The organism is Roseateles sp., from assembly GCF_036404855.1.
In the GTDB taxonomy this organism is placed as follows: Bacteria; Pseudomonadota; Gammaproteobacteria; order Burkholderiales; family Burkholderiaceae_C; genus Pelomonas.
In genome coordinates, this window is record NZ_DASWYS010000213.1 from 1 (window position 1) to 20,384 (window position 20,384).

Consider the following 20,384-nt stretch of genomic DNA (forward strand, 5'->3'; position numbering starts at 1 on the left):
GACGAGGCGGCGGGGACCGGGGCGGGCGCCGGCCTCGGCGCGGCGGCCACGGGCGCGGGCTTCTTGGGCGCGGGGGCCGGCGCGGGGGCCGGTTGCGACCGGGGGGCGGGCTTGTCGGCGTGCAGCTTGATCCAGTGGAAGACCGCGTCGGCGGCCTTCTGCGCGCGCTCCATGCCGTCGGTCTTGGGGGCTTCTTGTTGGGCGCCGGCGGGCTCGGCCAGCATCAGCAGGGCGCCCGCAATGGCGGGCAGGGCGAGTACCAGGGCGGGCCGCGGGCCAGGCGTCATGACAGCTCCACAAAGACAGTCCGAGCCGGGGCGGGGGCACCCGGTCGAGCGGCGGACTCTAGTCAGGCCTGGGGCGGGCGTCAGCGGGGTTTGCCCCGCTCGAAACAGAAATTAGGGCACTCCCGGCAAACCGTCACGTAAACCGTCACGTTCAGGCGGCCAGCAAGGCCCGGCAGCGCCGCTCGTGCTGCTGGATCTCGGCCAGCGTGACCTCGATGTCGTGGCGCTGCTGCTCGAGCTGGTCGCGATGCTGGGCCAGGATGGCCAGGAAGGCACGCAGCTGCGGTGCTGCGCTGGCCTGGCTGTCGTACATGTCGACGAGCTGCTTGATCTCCTGCAGCGCCAGCCCCAGGCGCTTGCCGCGCAGGGTCAGCTTGAGCCGCGTGCGGTCGCGCGGTGTGTAGACGCGGTTGCGGCCCTTGCGGCCGGGTTCGAGCAGGCCCATGTCCTCATAGAAGCGGATGGCACGGGGCGTGATATCGAACTCGGCGGCGAGTTCGGTGATCGTGTAGGTGGGCTGTGGGGGTTCGGTCGCGGCGGTGACAGGGCGGCGGGGAGGCATGGCTACACTCGATTGACGTAAACGTCAGTCTAAGTCGCTCATGGCCAACGCACGCGAATCCGAACTTCACTATCCCCTGGGCGAAACCCTGCCCCAGCCCGGCGAGGCCCTGGACCTCGCGCCCGGCGTGCGCTGGGTGCGCATGGGCCTGCCTTTTGCGCTGGACCACATCAATCTCTGGCTGCTGCGAGACCGTCAGGACGGCCGCGAGGGCTGGACCATCGTCGACTGCGGCATCGCCAGCGACGACACGCGGGCGAACTGGGAGAAGGTATTCGCGGAGCGCCTGGACGGCCTGCCGGTGCTGCGCGTCATCGCGACGCATTTCCACCCCGATCATCTTGGGCTGGCCCATTGGCTGACCGAGAAATGGGGCTGCCGGCTCTGGATGAGCGCGACCGACTTCAACCTCGCGCGCCTGGCCAGCAGCTCGACGGTGGGCATGGGGGGCGCGTCGGCCGCGGCCTTTTTCGGCAGCCACGGGCTGACCGATCCGGAGGCGCTTGACAAGATCCGCGCCCGCGCCGACTACTACCCCAAGATGGTCCCCGTGGTGCCGGCCAGCTTCCGGCGGCTGATGGACGGCACTGAGATCGAGATCGGCGGGCACCTCTGGCACTGCATCGCCGGCTACGGCCATGCGCCCGAGCACATCAGCCTGTTCTGCGGCGACGCGCAGGGCGCGCCACTGCTGATCAGCGGCGACATGGTGCTGCCGCGCATCTCGACGAACGTGTCGGTGGTCGACGTCGAGCCTGAGGCCGATCCGCTGACGCTGTACCTGAACTCGCTGGCCCGCTATCTGGCGCTGCCGGCCGACACGCTGGTGCTGCCCTCGCACGGCAAGCCCTTCACCGGCCTGCACCAGCGCATCGACCAGCTGCGCGAGCACCACGACGAGCGCCTGGCCGAAGTGGTGGCCGCCTGCGCCGCCGCGCCCACACATGCGGCGGGCCTGCTGTCCGTGCTGTTCAAGCGCAAGCTGGACCTGCACCAGACCACCTTTGCCATGGGCGAGGCGATCGCGCATCTGAACGCGCTGTGGCTGCAAGGCGATCTCAGGCGCGAGCTGGGCGCCGACGGTGTCTACCGCTTCTCGCCGGCCTGACCGCGCGGCACAAAGTGAAACGCCGCCCCGGCAAATCCGGTGGCGGCGTTTCTGCCCGGTACCTTCTTCTCCCTCTGGCTCGTTCCGGCAGGGCCGGCCCTTGGTACCTGTGGTGACAGCGTCGCCCGGAGTGTTGCTGAATGTGAAGGCTCCGGGGTGACAGCGCTGCGGGAATATTCACAAGCAGGCCGTGGCGCGACGCGCGGCCGCGGCTCACTGCACGACGATGGATTCCTCGCGCAGCGCTTCTCGCGAGCGCTCGAAGTCGGGCAGCACCGAGCGCACCGTGTCCCAGAAGGCCGGGCTGTGGTTCATCTCGCGCAGGTGAGCCAGCTCATGGGCGACGACGTAATCGATGATGGCCGGCGCGAAGTGGATGAGTCGCCAGTTCAGCCGGATGGAGCCGTCGGCGCTGGCGCTGCCCCAGCGGGTCTGGGCCGACGACAGACGCAGGGTCTTCATCGTCACGCCTAGCAGTCCGGCGAAACGGTGGCAGCGCGGCAGAAAGTCCTCGCGCGCACGCGCCTGCAGCCAGGACTGGCTCAGGTCGCGGATCTGCTCGGCCGACGCGCCCGGGGGCAGCGGCAGGCGCAACTGGCGCGTGGCCGCGTCCCACACCACCTCGCGTTCGGCGGCGGCCAGCACCAGCGTCAGCGGCGCGCCCAGATAGGGAAGGCTGCCGCCATCCAGCCACTCGATGCGCGAGGCCTGGATGCGATGCTGGCGCTCGCGCTGCTCGACGAGCTTGCGCAGGATCCACTCGCCCTTGTGGTGCAGGGCGCGCTCGATCTCGTTGATGGGCACCCAGCGCGGCGCACTCACGCGCAGGCCCTGAGGGCCGACGACGAAGCCGATGCTGCGCCGACGCGCCCGCTTGAGCTCGTAGCCGATGCGGTGCTGGCCCAACCACAGCTCGCGCCGCGAGCGCGGCGCGCCGGGCTCCGCGGGCGTGATCTCCGGTGCCACGTCGAACAGCGACAGCTGGCTGTCCTGCAGGAGTGGGGCCGGACGCTTGGCAGGCATGGGGCTCAGTGCTGGTTGGCAGTGCCGGCGACGCCGGCGGGCTGAGGGTTCTGGTAGGCCTCCGGATCGAGGCGGCGCATCTCGCTCTCGATCCAGTCCTTCACCTCCTCCATCAGCTCGGCCGGTTGGCGGCCCTCGGGGCGGATCTGCCGGCCGATGGAGATGTCGACGACGCCGGGCCTCAGCAGGAAGCTCTTGCGGGGCCAGCAGCGCGCGGCTGTCGCGGCGATGGGCACGACGGGCAGGCCGGCTTCGATGGCCAGTCGGGTGCCGCCGGTCTTGTAGTCGCCGGCCTGACCGCGCGGGATGCGCGTGCCCTCGGGGAACATGATGACCCAGTTTCCCTGGCCGCCCAGGCGCTTGCCTTGCGTCAGCACCTTGTTCCACGCCTCGGTGCGACGCCCGCGGTCGATGTGGATCATGTCCATGCGCGCCATGGCCCAGCCGAAGAAGGGCACGTAGAGCAGTTCGCGCTTGAACACATAGGCCAGCGGGTGACTGAGCAGGGCCGGGTAGGCGAAGGTCTCCCAAGTGCTCTGGTGCTTGGACAGCAGCACGACGCCGGCACGGCGGTCCTCGGCCGGCGGGAGGTTGTCCATGCCATGGATGCGCCAGCGCACGCCGCAGATGAAACGGGCGCTCCAGATGGCGACCTTCAGCCAGCCGGCGCAGGCCCAGTAGACCGGGTCGCCGCGGCGGAAGATGGACAGCAACAGCACGCCCAGGGCCCAGGGAATGACCGTCACGATGAGGACGATGACGAAGATCAGCGAGCGGATGGCGCTCAGCACGGTGGACATCAGTTCAGGTCTCCGGCCTGGGTATCGGGGGTCAGGGCCTGGCCGCGCTGCTCGGCGAGACGGCGGCGTTCTTCCTGGATGATGGTCTCGGCAAAGCTCATCAGGTCGTCGTGCACGCGGGCCCGGGGCACCTGCACGAGCAGCTTGGCGAGTTCCTCGGGGCTCAGGCTGCCGAAGGGGCCGGTCAACACCAAGTGAGGAATGCAGCCTGCGTTCTGCGCCGTCAGCAGATCGGTCAGCGAGGCGCCGACCATGTGCACGTCGGGCAGCTCGACGTCGAAGCGCTGGCCGATCTGCTGGATGAGTCCCGGCAGCGGCTTGCGGCAGTCACAGCCTTCTTCGGGCGTGTGGGGGCAGAAGAAGGCCGCGTCCAGGCGACCGCCCTTCTCGGCGAGCAACTGGTTCAGGCGCAGGTGCACGGCGTTCAGCGAGGCCATGTCCAGCAGGCCGCGGCCGATGCCGGCCTGGTTGGTGGCCAGCACGGTGTGCCAGCCGCTGTGGTTCAGGCGGGCCACCGCCTCCAGCGCGCCGGGCAGGGGGTCGAGCTCCTCGGGGGCCTTGACGTGGTCGTCGCGGTAGCGGTTGATCGTGCCGTCGCGGCCAAGGATGACGAGCTTCATGCCGTGGGCGTGGTCGGCGCGCATCGCAGGCTTAGGCAAGGCGCGACAGGTCTGCGACCCGGTTCATGGCGCCGTGCAGCCGACCCAGCAGCGCGAGGCGGTTGGCACGCAGGGCGGGATCCTCGGCATTGACCATCACGTCGTCGAAGAAGGCGTCGACCGGCCCTTTCAGCGCGGCCAGGGCCTTCAGCGATCCAGTGTAGTCATGCTGCTCGAACAGCGTGTCGGCCTGCGGCTGCGCGTCTTCAATGGCCTTCGCAAGCGCCTGCTCGGCGGCTTCTTGCAGCAGCTCGGGCTTGACCTCGGTGGGCAACTCGCCCTCAACCTTCTTCAGGATGTTGCCGACGCGCTTGTTGGCCGCGGCCAGCGAGGCCGCCTCGGCCAGTGCGGCAAAGGCGCGCACGGCCTCCAGGCGCTTGGGCACGTCGCCCAGGCGGGCGGGTTGCAGCGCCAGCACGGCGTCGACTTCCTGGGCGCTGTAGCCCTGGTCGCGCAGCGACACGGCCAGGCGGTCGGCGAAGAAGGAGAGCAGCGCCTCCCGCGGGTTCTCGATCAGTTCGCCGAACGGCGGCACGGCCGCATCGATCAGCGCCGGCAGGTCGAGCGGCAGGTTCTTCTCGACCAGGATGCGAATGACGCCCAGCGCATGGCGGCGCAACGCGAACGGGTCCTTGTCGCCGGTGGGCAGCTGGCCGATGCCGAACAGGCCCACCAGGGTCTCCAGCTTGTCGGCAAGGGCCACGACGGTGCCGGTGTGGTTGCGCGGCAGCGCATCGCCGGCGAAGCGCGGCTTGTAGTGGTCCTCGATGGCGATGGCGACGCCGTCGCGAAGGCCCTCGTGACGGGCGTAATAGCCGCCCATGATGCCTTGCAGCTCGGGAAACTCGCCGACCATGTCGGTCAGCAGGTCGCACTTGGCCAGCGTGGCGGCCTGCTTGACCTTGCTGTCCAGCACCTTGAACTCGTCATCGGCCTCGACGGTGTACGGCAACGTCGCCATGCTGAGCTGGTTGACGATGGCGTGCGCGATCGCGGTGACGCGCTCGGCGCGCTCGCCCTGAGAGCCCAGCTTGCCGTGGTAGACGACTTTGGCCAGTCCGGGAAGACGGTCTTCCAGCTTCTTCTTGCGGTCCTGATCGAAGAAGAACTTGGCGTCGGCCAGGCGCGGGCGCACGACGCGCTCGTTGCCGCCGGTCACCGCAGTCGCATCGGCAGGCGCGATGTTGCTGACGACCAGGAAGTGGCGCGTCAGCTTGCCGGCGGCATCCAGCAGCGGGAAGTACTTCTGGTTGGCCTTCATCGTCAGGATGAGGCACTCCTGGGGCACTGCCAGGAACTCGGGCTCGAACGCGCAGGTCAGCACGTTGGGGCGCTCGACCAGCGCAGTCACTTCGTCCAGCAGCGCCTCATCGTCGATGGGCGTCAGGCTGAGCGCATCAGCGGCGCCCTTGAGCTGGCGAGAGATCTCGGCGCGGCGCTCGACGAAGCCGGCGATGACGGCGCCCTGCTCGTACAGCTGCGTCGCGTAGCTGTCGGCGGATTCGACGCTGACGGTGGGCTGGGACGCCTCGAAGCGGTGGCCTTGCGTCGTCCGGCCGGATGTCAGGCCCAGGGCCTGGACCGGCACGACTTCGCGGCCATGCAGCGCGATCAGGCCGTGTGCGGGCCGCACGAACTTCACGTCGGTCCAGCCATCGGCGAGCTGGTAGGTCATGACCTTGGGAATGGGGAGCCGGGCCAACGCCTCGTCCAGGGCCCTCTGCAGGCCTTGCGCCAGGGTGGCGCCGGGCTGCACGCTGTCCCAGAACAACGCGTCGGCCTTGCCGTCGGGCAGGCGCTTCAGCTGCGGGACCACCTCGGGGCCGGCGCCGACCGCTGCCAGCTTCTTCAGCAGCGCGGGCGTGGCCTGGCCATCGGCCGTCAGGGCGACGGCGACGGGCATCAGCTTCTGCTGCACCGCCTTGTCGGCGGCCTTGGCCGCGACGCCGGCGACATGCACGCCCAGGCGGCGCGGCGACGCGAACGAGGTGACGGCTGCATCTGCGGCCGCGAGGCCCTGGGCCTTGAGGCTGTCGGCCAGCACGCCAGCGAAGGACTCGCCCAGTTTTTTCAGCGCCTTGGGCGGCAGCTCTTCGACAAACAGTTCAACGAGCAGGTTCGTCATCACGCGGCCGCCTTCTTGTTCTTCAGTTCGATCTGGGCGACGACCTCGTCGGCCCAGGCCTTGGGCGCCATCGGGAATCCGAGGCGCGCGCGGCTGTCGACGTAGCTCTGCGCGACGGCGCGGGCCAGGTTGCGGATGCGGCCGATGTAGGCGGCACGTTCGGTCACGGAGATGGCGCCGCGGGCGTCCAGCAGGTTGAAGGTGTGGCCAGCCTTCAGCAGTTGCTCGTAGGCGGGCAGCGCGAGCTGGTGCTCCATCAGCTTCTTGCTCTGCACCTCATGCGCGGCAAAGGCGCCCAGCAGGAATTCCACGTCGCTGTGCTCGAAGTTGTAGGTCGACTGCTCGACCTCGTTCTGGTGGAACACGTCGCCATAGGTCAGCCCGTCCGTGAACACCAGGTCGTAGACGGATTCCTTGCCCTGCAGATACATGGCCAGGCGCTCCAGGCCGTAGGTGATCTCGCCGGTGATCGGCTTGCAGTCGATGCCGCCGACCTGCTGGAAGTAGGTGAACTGCGTGACTTCCATGCCGTTCAGCCAGACCTCCCAACCCAGGCCCCAGCAGCCCAGCGTCGGGTTCTCCCAGTCGTCCTCGACGAAGCGCACGTCGTTCTTCTTGAGGTCGAAGCCCAGCGCCTCCAACGAGCCGAGATACAGCTCCAGGATGTTGGCCGGCGCGGGCTTGAGCACCACCTGGTACTGGTAGTAGTGCTGCAAGCGATTCGGGTTGTCGCCATAGCGGCCGTCCTTGGGGCGGCGGCTGGGCTGCACGTAGGCGGCCTTCCAGGGCTCGGGGCCGAGGGCGCGCAGGAAGGTGGCGGTGTGGCTCGTGCCGGCACCGACTTCCATGTCGTAGGGCTGGAGGAGCGCGCAGCCCTGCTTGGACCAGTAGTCCTGCAGGGTCAGGATGATTTGCTGGAAGGTCAGCATGAGATGGGACTGAAAGGGGGTGGCCGATTCTATTGGGCCGTCTTCCTCAGTCCGATCAGGGCCAGCAGCGCGATTGCCCAGAGCGGCCACAGGCCCAGCGTCGCGAGCCAGCGGGCATAGGGCGTGCTGCCGCTGCGGCCGTCGACGGCGGCCTCCAGCACGCCGCGCTCCGAGGCGGGCAGGCGGGCCGTGACGTGGCCCCGGTGGTCGATGGCGGCGGTCGCGCCCGTGTTGGTCGAGCGCACGACCGGGCGCTGGAATTCGAGGGCCCGCATCTGCGAGAACTGCAGGTGCTGGTCCTGGACCATGAGGGTGCCGAACCAGGCCAGGTTGCTGACGTTGACGAAGACGGTCGCGGCCTGCGGTCCGACGGCGCTTTGCACGAAGTCTTCGCCGAACAGATCCTCGTAGCAGATCAGCGGCCGCAGCCGCTGGCCGGCAAGGCTCCAGGAGCGCTGGTGGTCGCCGCGGGCCTGGTCGTCCAGCGGGATGTTCATCGAGCGCACGAACCAGCCGAAGCCCGGCGGGATGAATTCGCCGAAGGGCAGCAGATGGTGCTTTCCGTAGTGGTAGTCGGCGCCGAGCGCGACGACCGAGTTCACGAAGCCCTCGTCCATGTTGCCCAGGAATGTCCCCAGCAGCACGGGGCGCTCCGGGCGGGCCAGGCGTTCGAGCGTCGCGCGGTCCAGCTCGGCCAGCGGCAGCGGCACGACGGATTCGGGCGTGATGACGACACGGCCCTTGGACGCCTCGACGAGGCGGGCCAGGGTGTCCAGGTTGGCGGCGAAGCGGGCGGCGTCGAATTTCTGGTCCTGCGGGATGCTGGGTTGCACCAGCGACACCGCCAGGTGGCCGGTTGACGTCGTGAAGTCCTGTGGCAGCAGCGCACCAGCCAGCGGCAGCAGCAGAGCCGGTGCAGCGACCTTCCAGGCCTTGTCGCGCAGCAGCACGAGGCCGGCCGCCATCAGCGCGCCCAGCGCCGTGATGCCGTAGACGCCGATCCATGGTGCCCAGCCGGCCAGCGGGCCGACCGTGTGTGCGTAGCCGGAAGCGATCCACGGGAAGCCGCTGAACCAGGTCGCCCGTGCCAGTTCGGCCAGCAGCCAGGCCGGCACGAAGGCAAGCAGCCGCGTGCGGCCGGGCGCGATCCAGCGCGCCGTGAGGCCCAGGGCCAGCGCGTAGTAGCCGCACAGGAAGGCGGCGAGCAGGCCGACGGCCAGCGCGGCGGCCACCGAGGGGATGCCGCCGAACTGGTGCATGCTGATGTAGAGCCACCACAGGCCGGACGCCAGCCAGCTCCAGCCGAAGAGGGCGCCGCAGACGGCTGCCATCCTGGGCGTGGCGCGGGCCACGACGGCGAACAGCAGCGCCAGCGCGGCGATCTGTGCCCACCAGGCTTCGGTGGGCGCAAAGGAGGCGGTCTGCACCAGGCCGGCCGCCAGCGCGGCAGCGGCGGCCGTCCGGGCCGGGACGGCCGTCACGCCTCGGTCTCTTCTTCGGGCGCGCGCGTGACCTTGAACCAGCGCACGGCGCCACCTCGGGTCAGCATCACCGTGAAGCGCAGGCCGGCCACGTCGACGGCCTCGCCCCGGCGCGGCACGCGGCCATGCTCGTGGGCGACCAGGCCGCCGATGGTGTCGAAATCGTTGTCCGGCAGCGCCAGGTTGAAGGCGCCGTTGACGGCCGCGATGGTGGCATCCCCGGCCACGCGCTGGCTGCCGTCTGCCAGCGTGTAGATGCCGGTGTCGGAGCTCTGCTCGTCGAACTCGTCCTCGATCTCGCCGACGATTTCCTCGAGCACGTCCTCGATGGTGATGAGACCGGCCGTGTTGCCGAATTCGTCAATGACGATGGCAAGGTGGTTGCGGTTGGAACGGAAGTCGCGCAGCAGCTCGTTCAGGCCTTTGCTTTCGGGCACGAAGACGGTGGGCCGAAGCAACGCGCGGATGTTGAGCTCGGGGGAGCGCTGCATCTTCAGCAGGTCCTTGGCCAGCAGGATGCCGATGATGTTGTCGCGCCGGCCCTCGAAGACCGGGAAGCGCGAGTGGCCGCTGTCGATGACGATGCCCAGCAACTCGTCGTAAGGCGCATCGATGTCCAGCAGGTCCATGCGCGGCACGGCCACCATGGCGTCCCCGGCCGACAGCTCGGCCATGCGCAACACGCCTTCCAGCATCTGGCGCGACTCGGGCTCGATCAGCTCGCGCTGCTCGGCATCGGCCAGGGTTTCGATGAGTTCGGTCTTGGAGTCGGGGCCGGGGTGCAGGAACTCCAGCATGCGCTCCAGCAGGCTGCGCGCCTCGGGCGGTGGTTTGGCGGCCCCGCGAACTGGGGGCCGGCCTGAATGAGGTTCGCTCAAGGGGAGCTGTCAGGGTATTGCGGAAGAGACAGAATAGCCGATTGGTTTGACAAGACCTTGTGCCGGGGTGTTCTGCCCCCATATTTGCCGCCTTCGACGAAAAACGGTCCCCATCATGTCCATGCCCCAAGGCCTCATCCCCGCCACCATCCTCACGGGCTTCCTCGGCTCCGGCAAGACCACGCTGCTCAAGCGCGTGCTGACCGAGGCGCACGGCCAGAAGATCGCCGTCATCGAGAACGAGTTCGGCGAGGAGAACATTGACACCGACATCCTGGTGTCGGACACCAACGAGCAGATCATCCAGATGAGCAACGGCTGCGTCTGCTGCACCATCCGCGAGGATCTGCGCACGACGCTGTCTGACCTGGCCGCCAAGCGGCGCAAGGGCGAGCTGGACTTCGAGCGTGTCGTCATCGAGACGACCGGCCTGGCCGACCCCGGCCCTGTGGCCCAGACCTTCTTCATGGACGACGAGATCGCCGAGAGCTATCTGCTGGACTCCATCCTCACGCTGGTGGACGCCAAGCATGCCGAGGCGCAGCTCGACACCCGCCAGGAAGCGCGCATGCAGGTCGGCTTCGCCGATCAGATCTTCATCAGCAAGAGTGACCTCGTCGAGCCGGCGGCCGTCGACGCCCTGGTGCATCGCATCAAGCACATGAATCCGCGCGCGCCCATCCAGACGGCGCATTTCGGCGAGGTCGCCCTGTCCAAGGTGTTCGACCTGCGGGGCTTCAACCTGAACGCCAAGCTGGAGATCGATCCCGACTTCCTGAAGGCGGACGACCACGATCACCACCACCATCACCATGATCACGACCATGAGCATGGCGAGCATTGCGACCATCCGCACCATCACCGTCACGACGATGACGTGAAAAGCTTCGTCTTTCGCTCCGACAAGGCTTTCAACCCGGCCAAGCTGGAAGACTTCCTGGGCGCTATCGTGCAGGTCTATGGCCCCAAGATGCTGAGATACAAGGGTGTCCTACACATGAAAGGCACGGACAAGAAGGTCATTTTCCAAGGTGTGCACCAGATGATGGGCTCCGATCTCGGCCCGAAATGGATGCCGGGAGAGAAAAAGCAGAGCAAGATGGTGTTCATCGGCATCGACTTGCCGAAGGACATACTGATGCAAGGTTTGGAAGGTTGCCTGGCGTGATGTTTCTGGCCCTCAGCGGCCAACTTTTTGGGATGCACGGACGCAAGAATCCTCATGGCTACAATCCGCCGCGCTCAAAATTGGGCCGCCGGCTGGAAGGCAGTGAGATCAAGGTCTGACACCGCGCCGATGTACGCCCTGAGCGAGGAGAAGACAGTGAGCAAGACCCCGGCCTCTAAAACCGCCGCCGCATCCACCAAGGGTGTGAAGAAGACCGATGCCGGCGCCGACGTCGCGACGTTGGAGGCGCCCGCGCCTGCGAACCGCTTCGCCGACAGATTCGCTCCGCCGAAACCACCTGCGCGCGGCGCGAACCAGGCGGATGAAACGCCGCGCGTGGCGGCCAAGGGCGACCCCAAGCTCGCCAACGCCTGGAAGAGCAAGTCCGGCGCCGAGCTGAGCGACAACGAAGTCCTGGCCATGCCGGACTCGGAGTACATGAACGCCAAGCAGATCGAGTTCTTCCGCACCAAGCTGGAAGGCCTGAAGAGCGAGGTGCTGTCCAACGCCGGCGAGACCACCGAGCATCTGCGCGAGGACACCACCATCGTCCCCGACCCGGCCGACCGCGCGACCATCGAGGAAGAGCACGCCCTGGAGCTGCGCACCCGTGATCGCGAGCGCAAGCTGCTGAAGAAGATCGTGCAGTCCATCGCCCGCCTGGACAGCGGCGAATACGGCTATTGCGACGAGACCGGCGAGCCCATCGGCCTCGGCCGCCTGATCGCCCGTCCGACCGCGACGCTGTCGCTCGAGGCGCAGCAGCGCCGCGAGCTCAAGCAGAAGATGTTCGGGGACTGAGTTCCCGCCGTCCCATGTCCGACTCCAAGCCTGCAGACCCCAAGGAAGGCGACAGCTTCTTCCGCAAGGTCGCGCGCTTCGTGGCCAACCCCACGACGGACTGGGCCGAGATCAATTCGCGCCAGGATGATCCCGAGGGCGACCTCGCCAAGGCGGAGCTGCGCGCGATGGTGGAGCGCAAGCGCCGCAACGACTTCGTGCGAAAGCGCGAGCTCGACATGCTGCGCCGCATCCGCCGCGAGGGCCTGACGCCTGAGCAACTGGCCGCCCTGGCCTCGTCGCCTTCCAGGATGGGGGACGACGAGCGCATCAGCGAGGCGAGCTCCAAGCTGGACCTCGGCGTGAAGGCGAAGATCGACGAGATCGAGCAGCAGATGGTGGGAGAGAGCTTTGCGACGACGCAGGCCGTACCCAAGCAGCAGCCCGGTTTCTTCGAGACCAGCACGCGGCCAGTCGCCTTCTCCTCCACCGTCACGACGCCACCTGCCAGCGACTCGGCCAACGGCCGCGTGAGCGAGTTCGCCACACCGCGCGAGGTCGAGCGCCTGCAGGCGCCCACGCCGCCCGCGGCCGTGACCATGGGTGCGGCGATCCCGCCGCTGTCCGACTCGCCGCCCAGCCGCCTGCCCGAGCTGCCGCCGCTGGACATGCCCTTGTCCTTCACGCTGGCCGAGTCCACGCCCGACGTCGAGGTGCAGGAAGTCGTGCACGACCCGGAACTGGACGAGGCTGTGATCGCCTTCGCCAACGCCGACTACGAGACCAGCGAACGCGCGCTCACCGAGCTCGTGCGGCCCGGCGGCAGCCGCAATCTGCACGGCGAGACTTGGCTGGTGCTGTTCGACCACTACCGCGCCACCGGCGCCCAGGGCAAGTTCGAGGCGCTTGCCGTCGAGTACGCGCAGCAGTTCGGGCTGTCGGCACCGCAGTGGTTCTCCATGCCCAAGCTGGTGGCCGAATCGGCGCGCCAGTCCGGCCGCTCGCCCATGGCCAAGGGCAGCCAGGTCAGCTGGACCGCTCCGGCCCTGCTGACGGCAGAGGACGTGGCCGTGCTGCAAAGGCGCTGCGAGACGCTGCCCATGCCGTGGGTCTTCGACTGGGGCGCGCTGGACGCCGTCGAGATCGAGGCGGCCATCCAGATGCGCCAGCTGTTCCGCACCTGGGCCCAGCAGCAGGTCGACCAGCGCTGGATGGCGGGGGACCGCTTCCTGAACCAGCTCAAGGAACTGGCCCCGGTCGGCGAACGCGACACCGACCCCGCGCTATGGATGCTGCGCCTCGAGGCGCTGCGCCTGGCCAACCGGCCGGACCAGTTCGACGAGGCCGCCATCGATTACTGCGTGACCTATGAGGTCTCGCCGCCGTCCTGGGAGCGCGCCAAGTGCCGCGTGCGCATCGGCAGCGAAGGGGCGTCGACGAACAGTTCGGCCACCAGCACCATGCAGAGCGAGGCTCAGTCCACGTTCCTGGACACCGGCCTGCCTGACCCGGCCGGTGCCGCGGCCCAGCTCGAGTTGATGGGCCAGCTCAACGGCGACATCTCGGACAACCTGCGCGGCCTGTCGGCGGACGTCGGCGAGGCCAGCCTCATCAACATCTCCTGCACCAAGCTGATCCGCCTGGACTTCATGGCCGCAGGCGATCTGTTGAACTGGGTGCTGCAACGCCGCAGCGAGAACCGAGCGGTGGTCTTCACCGATGCCCACCGTCTCGTCGCGCTGTTCTTCGGCGCGATGGGGATCAACGAGCATGCCAGGGTGAAGGTCCGAATCAACTGACCCGGCCTTGCGAAACTCGGGCCGGGCCTCAACTGGAACGGCTATGTCTTCTGAATCCTCCTCCGCCGTCTATCACGGCACCACCATCGTCTCGGTGCGCCGCCAGACGCCCACCGGCTGGCAGGTCGCCATCGGCGGCGACGGCCAGGTGACGCTGGGCAACACGGTCGTCAAGGCCAGCGCGCGCAAGGTGCGCAAGCTCTACCGCGAGCAGGTGCTGGCCGGCTTCGCCGGCGCCACGGCCGACGCATTCACGCTGTTCGAGCGCTTCGAGGCCAAGCTGGAGAAGCACCAGGGACACCTGGTGCGCGCCGCGGTCGAGCTGACGCGCGACTGGCGCACCGACCGCGTGCTGCGTCGCCTGGAGGCCATGTTGGCGGTGGCCGACCGCAGCGCGTCGCTCATCATCACCGGCAATGGCGACGTGCTGGAGCCCGAACAGGGCATCGTCGCCATCGGCTCCGGCGGCCCCTATGCCCAGGCCGCGGCCAAAGCCCTGCTGGCGCACACCGAGCTGAGTGCAGCGGACATCGTCAAGCGCTCGCTGGAGATCGCCGGCGAGATCTGCATCTACACGAACCAGAACCACACCTTGGAAGTCCTGGAATGAGCAGCATGACCCCCCAGGAGATCGTTTCCGAGCTGGACCGCCACATCGTCGGTCAGAACGCCGCCAAGCGCGCCGTCGCCATCGCCATGCGCAACCGCTGGCGTCGCCAGCAGGTCGACGAGAAGCTGCGCGCCGAGATCACGCCCAAGAACATCCTGATGATCGGCCCCACCGGCGTGGGCAAGACCGAGATCGCCCGCCGCCTGGCCCGGCTGGCCGGCGCGCCCTTCATCAAGGTCGAGGCGACCAAGTTCACCGAGGTGGGATACGTCGGCAAGGACGTGGACTCCATCATCCGCGACCTCATCGAAGTGGCCGTCAAGCAGGAGCGCGAGGCGGCCATGCGGCGCTGCCAGACGCGTGCCGAGGATGCAGCGGAGGAGCGCGTCCTCGACGTGCTGCTGCCAGGCTCTGAAGCCGACAACGTGACCCGCCAGAGTTTTCGCAAACGCCTGCGTGAGGGCCAGCTGGACGACAAGGACATCGAGCTCGATCTGCTCGCGCCCAAGCCCAGCCTGGAGGTGCTGACGCCCTTCGGCAACCAGCCCGGCATGGAGGACATGGCCGAGCAACTCAAGGGCATGTTCAGCCAGTTCGGCGGCAACCAGAAGAAGACCCGCAAGCTCAAGATCGCCGAGGCGATGAAGCTGCTCGTCGACGAGGAGGCCGCCAAGCTCGTCAACGAGGAGGAGATCCGCGCGACGGCGCTGGCCAATGCGCAGGAGATGGGCATCGTCTTCATCGACGAGATCGACAAGGTCGCGTCGCGGCAGGAAAGCGGCGGCGCCGAGGTGTCACGCCAGGGCGTCCAGCGCGACCTGCTGCCGCTGGTGGAAGGCACGACCGTGTCCACCAAGTACGGCCTCGTGAAGACCGATCACATCCTCTTCATCGCCAGCGGTGCTTTCCACCTTGCCAAGCCCAGCGACCTCATCCCCGAGTTGCAGGGCCGCCTGCCGATCCGCGTGGAGCTGGACTCGCTGTCCGTCGCTGACTTCGAGGCCATCCTGACGAGCACGCATGCCAGCCTCGTCAAGCAGTACCAGGCCCTGCTCGCGACCGAGGGCGTCACGCTGGACCTGCGGCCCGAGGCGATCCGCCGCATCGCGCAGATCGCCTTTGAGGTCAATGAACGCACGGAGAACATCGGCGCGCGACGGCTCGCGACGGTCATGGAGCGCCTGCTCGACGAGATCAGCTTCGATGCGCCACGCAACTCGGGCCAGACCGTCGCGCTGGACGCGGCGGCGGTGGACGCCAAGCTGGCCGCGCTGGCGGCCAATGAGGACTTGAGCCGCTTCATCCTCTAGGCGAAGCCGGCAGGCCGGGCTAGTGGGGCAGTGCCTGCGCGCTGCCCGTCCAGCGCAGCAGCTGCATCAGCGACGGCGCCTGTGTCTTGCCGAGCAGGTTGCGCACATGGCTGCGCAGCGTGCTGATGCACAGGCCCAGGTGCGTGGCGGCGGATTCGACGGTCATGCCGTCACCCAGCAGCATCAGCACATGGCGCTCCGTGGCGCTCAGCCGGCTGTGGCGGGCCAGGGCGTCGATGCGGGCGGCCTGGGTGAGCGCCGGCTGGTCCAGATGGATGACGAGCAGCACCGCGTCCTCGGGCCAGCCCGCGCTGGCGGCCAGATCGGCGGGCAGCGGCATGGTGTGCAGCCAGCCGGTGCTGATCTGCGGCCTGAACCACAGGCCGACATGGGAGGTCGATCCCGACTGCGCCAGCCGCAGCGGGGGCTCCAGCCGGGTGGCGTCGAGCTGGCCGATCTGCGTCAGATGCTCCGAACTCACCTCGACGCGCCGATCTCGCAGCAATCCGTCTGCGCTGCGATTGCGGAACAGCAGTCTGCGGTTCGGCCGCGTGACGAGCATGGGCTGGGGCAGCGCAGCCAGCACCTGGCAGGTGGCCGTGCCGCCCGGCGGGGGACGCATGCGCGCGGCAGGGGCTGGGTCGGCGGTCAGCATGATGGGCTCTCCCTGAGCAATGGCGATGACAGCGGGCGTTTGCTCAGAAGTTTGGTGGGCTCGCGCAGTTCTCGCATCGTCCGGAAGTCCGGTACGGAGGGCCGACTTGAGGCAGGACCCGGGGCGGGCGCCGACATCCATGCGGGGGGCGGCGGTGGCTGTGGCTTGCCACTTCGGCCTATCCAAAAGCCCAATGCCGGCACCGGTGCTGCACGCCCGTTGCTCGCTAACATCAGCTCGAACCCCCTGCATCTCATGAGAGTCCTCCTCGTCGACGACCACACCTTGTTCCGGGAGGGCATCGCCCTGCTCCTGCGGCCTCTCGTCCAGCCGTTGGAAACCTGGGAGGCCGGCAGTTGCGAGGAGGCCGTCGCGCTGATCCAGGCGCGGGGCGCCGCCGATCTGGTGCTCATCGACCTCGGGCTGCCGGGCGCTTCGGGCCTGGAGGGCGTGCGACGCCTCCGCGAAGCCCATCCCGAGATGCCGGTGGTCGTCATGTCGTCGGCCGACGACAAGGACACCGTGGTCGAGGCCCTGGACGCCGGCGCGATGGGCTTCATCCCGAAGAGCTCCACCTCGGCCGTCATGATCGGCGCGTTGCAGCTCATACTGGCCAAGGGGATCTATCTGCCTCCCAGCGTGTTTCTCGCGGCGCGCAACCCCGCTTCCGCCGTGCCGGCGGTGGCACTTCCCGTCGCGCCGACGCCGTCTGCCCCGGCATGGACCGCGCCCGGATCGACGGCCGGCTCGCCGCAGCGCCATCCCGCGGACCTCGGCCTGACGCCGCGTCAGGCCGAGGTGCTGCACTTGCTGCTGCAAGGCAAACCGGCCAAACTGATCGGGCGCCAGCTCGACCTGTCCCTGAGCACGGTCAAGGCCCACACCTCGGCCGTGCTGCGGGCCCTCAACGTCACCACGCGCACGCAGGCCATCATCGCGGCGGGCCGTCTCGGCCTGCGCTTCGACGACGCGCCCTCCGTTCAGGCGGCGTCCAACGATTCCTTGAGTGCGAGCAGCAGGCGCTGAAGCCCGACGGGCTTGTGCAGCAGGCCGGCGCCAAGCGCTGCGGCCAAGGCCAGCAGGCGTGCGTCCGTGTTTGCGGTGACGACCAGCGCCGGGATCACCTCGTCATAGTGGGCGCGCAGCCGCCGGATCACATCCAGGCCGCTGCCGGACGCGCCGAGCTGGAAGTCGGTCAAGATGAGGTCGGGCGTGCGCAGATGGGCTTCGAGCTGCACCAGCGCGTCATCGCCATTCGCGGCCACCACCACGTGGCAACCGGCGGCCAGCAGCGCATCTCGCACCGCTTCGCGGTTGGTGGCCTCATCGTCCACGACGACGATGAAGTTGCCATCCAGCGCCTGCAGCGGCGCTTCCGACACGCTTCCGGCGCCGTGCGGCACGGCAGCCCCGGCCGCCAGAGGCAGCCTGACCTGGAACACCGAGCCACGACCTTCACGGCTCTGAACGGCGATGGTGTAACCCAGGATGTGCGCGCAGCGCCGCACGATGGACAGGCCCAGTCCCAGTCCCTTCTCCTGCCCGGTGCCAGGGGCTTCAATGCGGAAGAACTCCTCGAAGATGGCCTCGCGGTGCTGCTCCGCGATGCCCCGGCCGGTGTCCCAGACCTGCAGCTCGCAGTGCTCCCCGCGGCGCCGGCACCCCACCAGCACGCCGCCGCTGCGGGTGTATCGGATCGCGTTCGCGAGCAGGTTGCCGACGATGCGCTCCAACAGTGTTGCGTCACCTCGCACGATCCAGCGGCCGGGCCGTACGCGCAGGCTGAGGCCTTTCTCTTGTGCTTGTGGCAGCCAGGTGTGGGCTGCGCGCTCCAGCAGCCAGCCCAGGTCCACGTCCTCGATGTGGGGGTGAACGGTCCCGGCATCGAGCTTGGAGATGTCGAGCAGGTTGCCGAACAGGTTCTCCATGGTCGTGACGGCCGACTGCACCTTGTCGGCGAGGTCGATGTGGGCGGGGTCGAGCAGACGCGTGCGCAGAACGCCGATCAACAGGCTGATCGAGTGCATGGGCTGGCGCAGGTCGTGGCTGGCGGCGGCGAGGAAGCGAGTCTTGGCGGCGTTGGCACGTTCGGCTTCGTCCTTGCGCAGCGAGAGCTCGTCGAGCTGGTTCATCAGCTGCTGGTTCAACGAGGCGATCTCGTCGGCCCGCGCCGCCAGCACGTCGCGCGCCTCGGACAGCTGGGCGGTGCGTTCGGCCACCTTAGCTTCCAGGCTGGCGTACAGCTCGCGCAGACGCTGGGTCATCTGGCTGAAGTCGCTGGCCAGATCCTCGACTTCGTCGCGCTTGTGTGTCTTCTGACGGGCTGGCAGTGCGGAGTCGAGCTGGCCCGCCACGATGCGCGCCGTGGCGTCCCGCAGCGACACGATCGGCGCGGCCATGCGGCGTGCGAACGCGATGCCCAGCACCAACGCGGCGATGCCGCCGATGCCCATCAGCGCCAGCGTACGGACCAGCGTGGCCAGGGCCGGCGACAGCGCCTCGCTGCGCGGCTGCTCCACGAACACCAGCCAGCCCGTTTCGCCGACGGGCGAGGCGGTCACGATCACTGCCTGCCCGCGCGGGTTGCGGGTGGACAGCCCCGCCAGCCGGATGTGCTCGTCTGCGGCCCGGCGGGCGCGCGCGATGGACTCGAGGTGCGACAGGTTCACGCCGCCCAACACCTCGGTGCCACGCGAGTGCGCGATCAAAGTGTCCGCGTCGTCGACGATGTACGCATGGCCTTCGTCGCCGGGCCGCAGCCTCGTGACGATCTCTCCCAGGAGTCGGAGGTCGACCGTGGCCAGCGTGGCGCCCTGACCGTCGTAGGCGGCGATCCGCGTCGTTGGCATGTGGCCATCGCGGAAGTAGGTTCTGCCGCGCAGCAAAGGCTGCTCGGGCGAGGCCTTCAGGGCCTCGGCGTCAATGAGCGTGCGCCCGGCTCCGCGCCGCACGGCGGCGTTGCGGGACACCATCAACTGCTCCCTGCCGACGTCGTCCATCGCGCGCACCTCGATGATGGCGGGCACCGCCTGCATCAGCCGGTAGAACTCCTGCAGGCGTTCGGCCGGGCCGAAGTCTGGCTCGCCCCAGGGCAGCTTGGCCACGTCCCGAAGGCGGCCCTCGATGTCCGTGAGATAGGCGCTGACCTCGTGGGCCGCAGCGTCGGCCTGCACGGTCTGGAGTCTCTCGATGTGCTCCATGGACTCGCGGTAGCTGAAGCCCATCTCCACGATGCCCGACACCAGCAGAAGCAGCAGCGTCAGCCCGCACAGGCGCGTCGCATACCGCCGGGTCAGCGGCGAGAGCCGGTCCTTGCCGTCCGCGCTCATCGGATGACCACGTCGGCGCGCCGCACGACGTCGGGGTTGACCGCCGGCATGCGCGGGTCCGGCACGATGCGCACCGCCAGCTGAAAGCGCTGCGGCACCTGGATGGGAATGGATCCCGCCGGCTCACCCAGCACGATGCGCGCCGCGAGGTCCGCCATGGCCGGGCCGATGAAGCTCCGGTCGTGGGCGTAGGACAAGTTGGCGATCTCATAGACGTCCGGCGTATAGGCGGCCATGACGGGTTTGCCCTGGGCGGCGATGCGCCGGCCGACGCTGCCGTCAAGGCTGAGTGTCGTGCGGGGGAGGCACCAGGCCTGGATGTCCCTTGCGCCCGGCGCATCGACCAGCGCCAGCGCAGCGTCGACCGATTCCGCCTGCAGCAGGATGAGGTGAGCCCCCCGTTCCGCGGCAAGGGCCTGCATCTGCGCCAGCCGCTCCTTCAATCCGTCCAGCCATTCGGCATTGCCCAGCACCGCGACGTTGCGAAGCGCAGGGTAGGCGTCCAGCAGCAGCTCCAGCCGCTTGCCGTCCAGTTCGTCGTTGACCCAGAGGCCCGTGGTGGGCTCGGGGCGACTGAGCATGCCCGACGCCACTCCCAGCTGCAGCGGATTGGCCTGACTGGAGAAGATCATCGGCACCGCCGGTGCGGCCTTGCGCGCGACCTGGGCCTGGATGCCGTTCTGCACGACGAAAAGGGCCGGGTGGCTGCGCGCCTCGTCCTTCAAGGCGCGGGCCATCAGCTCGGGGTCGTCAGGCACGCTCAAGGCCACCACCTGCACCTGTCTCAGCAGGCGGGCGTGGCGGCTTCGGAAGGCATCCGTGAAGCGCTGGAAGTAGCTGTCGCGGGAGGCCTCGCCTCGGGCGAGAAAGACGATGCGCGC

The 20,384-nt window shown here is 68.5% G+C and carries 19 protein-coding genes; 7 read left to right on the forward strand and 12 right to left on the reverse strand.

Going from position 1 to position 20,384, the window contains the following annotated elements; all coding sequences use genetic code 11:
* Both VGF12_RS14280 and VGF12_RS14285 read right to left on the reverse strand, forming a co-directional pair.
* Window positions 1-287, reverse strand: a 287-nt coding sequence (locus VGF12_RS14280; protein ID WP_331176706.1) for a hypothetical protein, incomplete at its 3' end; no start/stop codon positions are given.
* A 151-nt stretch (window positions 288-438) separates the two neighbouring features.
* A complete protein-coding gene (locus VGF12_RS14285; protein WP_331176707.1) occupies window positions 439-849 on the reverse strand; it encodes a MerR family DNA-binding transcriptional regulator in 411 nt (136 codons plus the stop codon).
* Window positions 850-889: 40 nt separating this feature from the next.
* Here VGF12_RS14285 and VGF12_RS14290 point away from each other — a divergent pair, with 40 nt between their 5' ends.
* Window positions 890-1,957, forward strand: coding sequence for an MBL fold metallo-hydrolase (locus VGF12_RS14290; protein ID WP_331176708.1), 1,068 nt, complete (start codon window positions 890-892; stop codon window positions 1,955-1,957).
* Between the two features lie 213 nt (window positions 1,958-2,170).
* On the opposite strand, the gene VGF12_RS14295 is transcribed toward VGF12_RS14290, so the two are convergent.
* The 7 genes from VGF12_RS14295 to VGF12_RS14325 are packed head-to-tail and all read right to left on the reverse strand — an operon-like array spanning window position 2,171 to window position 9,852.
* Window positions 2,171-2,980, reverse strand: coding sequence for a SprT family zinc-dependent metalloprotease (locus tag VGF12_RS14295; protein WP_331176709.1), 810 nt, complete (start codon window positions 2,978-2,980; stop codon window positions 2,171-2,173).
* 5 nt (window positions 2,981-2,985) lie between these two features.
* Entirely contained in the window at window positions 2,986-3,780 is a 795-nt protein-coding gene (locus tag VGF12_RS14300; RefSeq protein WP_331176710.1) for a lysophospholipid acyltransferase family protein, read from the reverse strand.
* The gene (gene gmhB, locus VGF12_RS14305) at window positions 3,780-4,424 is read right to left on the reverse strand and encodes a D-glycero-beta-D-manno-heptose 1,7-bisphosphate 7-phosphatase (protein WP_331176711.1); all 645 of its coding nucleotides are present in this window, start codon (window positions 4,422-4,424) and stop codon (window positions 3,780-3,782) included. The genes VGF12_RS14300 and gmhB overlap by 1 nt, the downstream gene beginning before the upstream one ends.
* A gap of 7 nt (window positions 4,425-4,431) precedes the next feature.
* Window positions 4,432-6,564 carry a glycine--tRNA ligase subunit beta gene (gene glyS / locus VGF12_RS14310; RefSeq protein ID WP_331176712.1) on the reverse strand — a complete coding sequence of 711 codons (2,133 nt, stop codon included), beginning with the start codon at window positions 6,562-6,564 and terminating at the stop codon, window positions 4,432-4,434.
* Complete coding sequence (gene glyQ, locus VGF12_RS14315; protein WP_331176713.1) at window positions 6,564-7,493, reverse strand: glycine--tRNA ligase subunit alpha; 930 nt, start codon at window positions 7,491-7,493, stop codon at window positions 6,564-6,566. The genes glyS and glyQ overlap by 1 nt, the downstream gene beginning before the upstream one ends.
* A gap of 29 nt (window positions 7,494-7,522) precedes the next feature.
* Window positions 7,523-8,974 (reverse strand): apolipoprotein N-acyltransferase, encoded by a 1,452-nt coding sequence (lnt, locus tag VGF12_RS14320; RefSeq protein ID WP_331176714.1) that lies wholly within the window; start codon window positions 8,972-8,974, stop codon window positions 7,523-7,525.
* Window positions 8,971-9,852: an HlyC/CorC family transporter gene (locus VGF12_RS14325; RefSeq protein WP_331176715.1), complete on the reverse strand. Its 882-nt coding sequence runs from the start codon at window positions 9,850-9,852 to the stop codon at window positions 8,971-8,973. Before VGF12_RS14325 ends, lnt begins: the two co-directional genes overlap by 4 nt.
* A gap of 121 nt (window positions 9,853-9,973) precedes the next feature.
* On the opposite strand from VGF12_RS14325, the gene VGF12_RS14330 reads away from it, so the two are divergent.
* The 5 genes from VGF12_RS14330 to hslU all read left to right on the forward strand — a co-directional run bounded on the left by VGF12_RS14330 (window position 9,974) and on the right by hslU (window position 15,519).
* A complete protein-coding gene (locus VGF12_RS14330; RefSeq protein WP_331176724.1) occupies window positions 9,974-11,020 on the forward strand; it encodes a GTP-binding protein in 1,047 nt (348 codons plus the stop codon).
* 156 nt (window positions 11,021-11,176) lie between these two features.
* Window positions 11,177-11,821, forward strand: coding sequence for an RNA polymerase-binding protein DksA (gene dksA, locus VGF12_RS14335; RefSeq protein WP_414710093.1), 645 nt, complete (start codon window positions 11,177-11,179; stop codon window positions 11,819-11,821).
* A gap of 14 nt (window positions 11,822-11,835) precedes the next feature.
* Window positions 11,836-13,599, forward strand: coding sequence for a hypothetical protein (locus tag VGF12_RS14340; RefSeq protein WP_331176717.1), 1,764 nt, complete (start codon window positions 11,836-11,838; stop codon window positions 13,597-13,599).
* A 43-nt stretch (window positions 13,600-13,642) separates the two neighbouring features.
* Entirely contained in the window at window positions 13,643-14,209 is a 567-nt protein-coding gene (gene hslV / locus VGF12_RS14345; protein WP_331176718.1) for an ATP-dependent protease subunit HslV, read from the forward strand.
* Window positions 14,206-15,519 carry an ATP-dependent protease ATPase subunit HslU gene (hslU, locus tag VGF12_RS14350; RefSeq protein WP_331176719.1) on the forward strand — a complete coding sequence of 438 codons (1,314 nt, stop codon included), beginning with the start codon at window positions 14,206-14,208 and terminating at the stop codon, window positions 15,517-15,519. Before hslV ends, hslU begins: the two co-directional genes overlap by 4 nt.
* 19 nt (window positions 15,520-15,538) lie before the next feature.
* Here hslU and VGF12_RS14355 read toward each other — a convergent pair whose 3' ends face one another.
* The gene (locus VGF12_RS14355) at window positions 15,539-16,174 is read right to left on the reverse strand and encodes a helix-turn-helix transcriptional regulator (RefSeq protein ID WP_331176720.1); all 636 of its coding nucleotides are present in this window, start codon (window positions 16,172-16,174) and stop codon (window positions 15,539-15,541) included.
* Between the two features lie 255 nt (window positions 16,175-16,429).
* Between VGF12_RS14355 and VGF12_RS14360 the strand changes: the two genes are divergently transcribed.
* Window positions 16,430-17,200, forward strand: a complete 771-nt coding sequence (locus tag VGF12_RS14360; protein ID WP_331176721.1) for a response regulator transcription factor — start codon at window positions 16,430-16,432, stop codon at window positions 17,198-17,200.
* Here VGF12_RS14360 and VGF12_RS14365 read toward each other — a convergent pair.
* Both VGF12_RS14365 and VGF12_RS14370 read right to left on the reverse strand, forming a co-directional pair.
* Window positions 17,155-19,503, reverse strand: coding sequence for a hybrid sensor histidine kinase/response regulator (locus VGF12_RS14365; RefSeq protein WP_331176722.1), 2,349 nt, complete (start codon window positions 19,501-19,503; stop codon window positions 17,155-17,157). The genes VGF12_RS14360 and VGF12_RS14365 overlap by 46 nt on opposite strands.
* A partial coding sequence (locus VGF12_RS14370; RefSeq protein WP_331176723.1) for an ABC transporter substrate binding protein occupies window positions 19,500-20,384 on the reverse strand: 885 nt, incomplete at its 5' end. The genes VGF12_RS14365 and VGF12_RS14370, both read right to left, overlap by 4 nt.

What these genes read in the sequence shown, in the direction of transcription:
- VGF12_RS14365 (WP_331176722.1), bottom strand. Translation starts at nt 19,503, where the DNA reads ATGAGCGCGGACGGCAAGGACCGGCTCTCGCCGCTGACCCGGCGGTAT.
- VGF12_RS14290 (WP_331176708.1), top strand. Translation starts at nt 890, where the DNA reads ATGGCCAACGCACGCGAATCCGAACTTCACTATCCCCTGGGCGAAACC.
- VGF12_RS14285 (WP_331176707.1), bottom strand. Translation starts at nt 849, where the DNA reads ATGCCTCCCCGCCGCCCTGTCACCGCCGCGACCGAACCCCCACAGCCC.
- gmhB (WP_331176711.1), bottom strand. Translation starts at nt 4,424, where the DNA reads ATGCGCGCCGACCACGCCCACGGCATGAAGCTCGTCATCCTTGGCCGC.
- VGF12_RS14330 (WP_331176724.1), top strand. Translation starts at nt 9,974, where the DNA reads ATGCCCCAAGGCCTCATCCCCGCCACCATCCTCACGGGCTTCCTCGGC.
- VGF12_RS14340 (WP_331176717.1), top strand. Translation starts at nt 11,836, where the DNA reads ATGTCCGACTCCAAGCCTGCAGACCCCAAGGAAGGCGACAGCTTCTTC.
- VGF12_RS14295 (WP_331176709.1), bottom strand. Translation starts at nt 2,980, where the DNA reads ATGCCTGCCAAGCGTCCGGCCCCACTCCTGCAGGACAGCCAGCTGTCG.
- hslU (WP_331176719.1), top strand. Translation starts at nt 14,206, where the DNA reads ATGAGCAGCATGACCCCCCAGGAGATCGTTTCCGAGCTGGACCGCCAC.
- hslV (WP_331176718.1), top strand. Translation starts at nt 13,643, where the DNA reads ATGTCTTCTGAATCCTCCTCCGCCGTCTATCACGGCACCACCATCGTC.
- VGF12_RS14360 (WP_331176721.1), top strand. Translation starts at nt 16,430, where the DNA reads ATGAGAGTCCTCCTCGTCGACGACCACACCTTGTTCCGGGAGGGCATC.
- glyQ (WP_331176713.1), bottom strand. Translation starts at nt 7,493, where the DNA reads ATGCTGACCTTCCAGCAAATCATCCTGACCCTGCAGGACTACTGGTCC.
- VGF12_RS14300 (WP_331176710.1), bottom strand. Translation starts at nt 3,780, where the DNA reads ATGTCCACCGTGCTGAGCGCCATCCGCTCGCTGATCTTCGTCATCGTC.
- VGF12_RS14355 (WP_331176720.1), bottom strand. Translation starts at nt 16,174, where the DNA reads ATGCTGACCGCCGACCCAGCCCCTGCCGCGCGCATGCGTCCCCCGCCG.
- glyS (WP_331176712.1), bottom strand. Translation starts at nt 6,564, where the DNA reads ATGACGAACCTGCTCGTTGAACTGTTTGTCGAAGAGCTGCCGCCCAAG.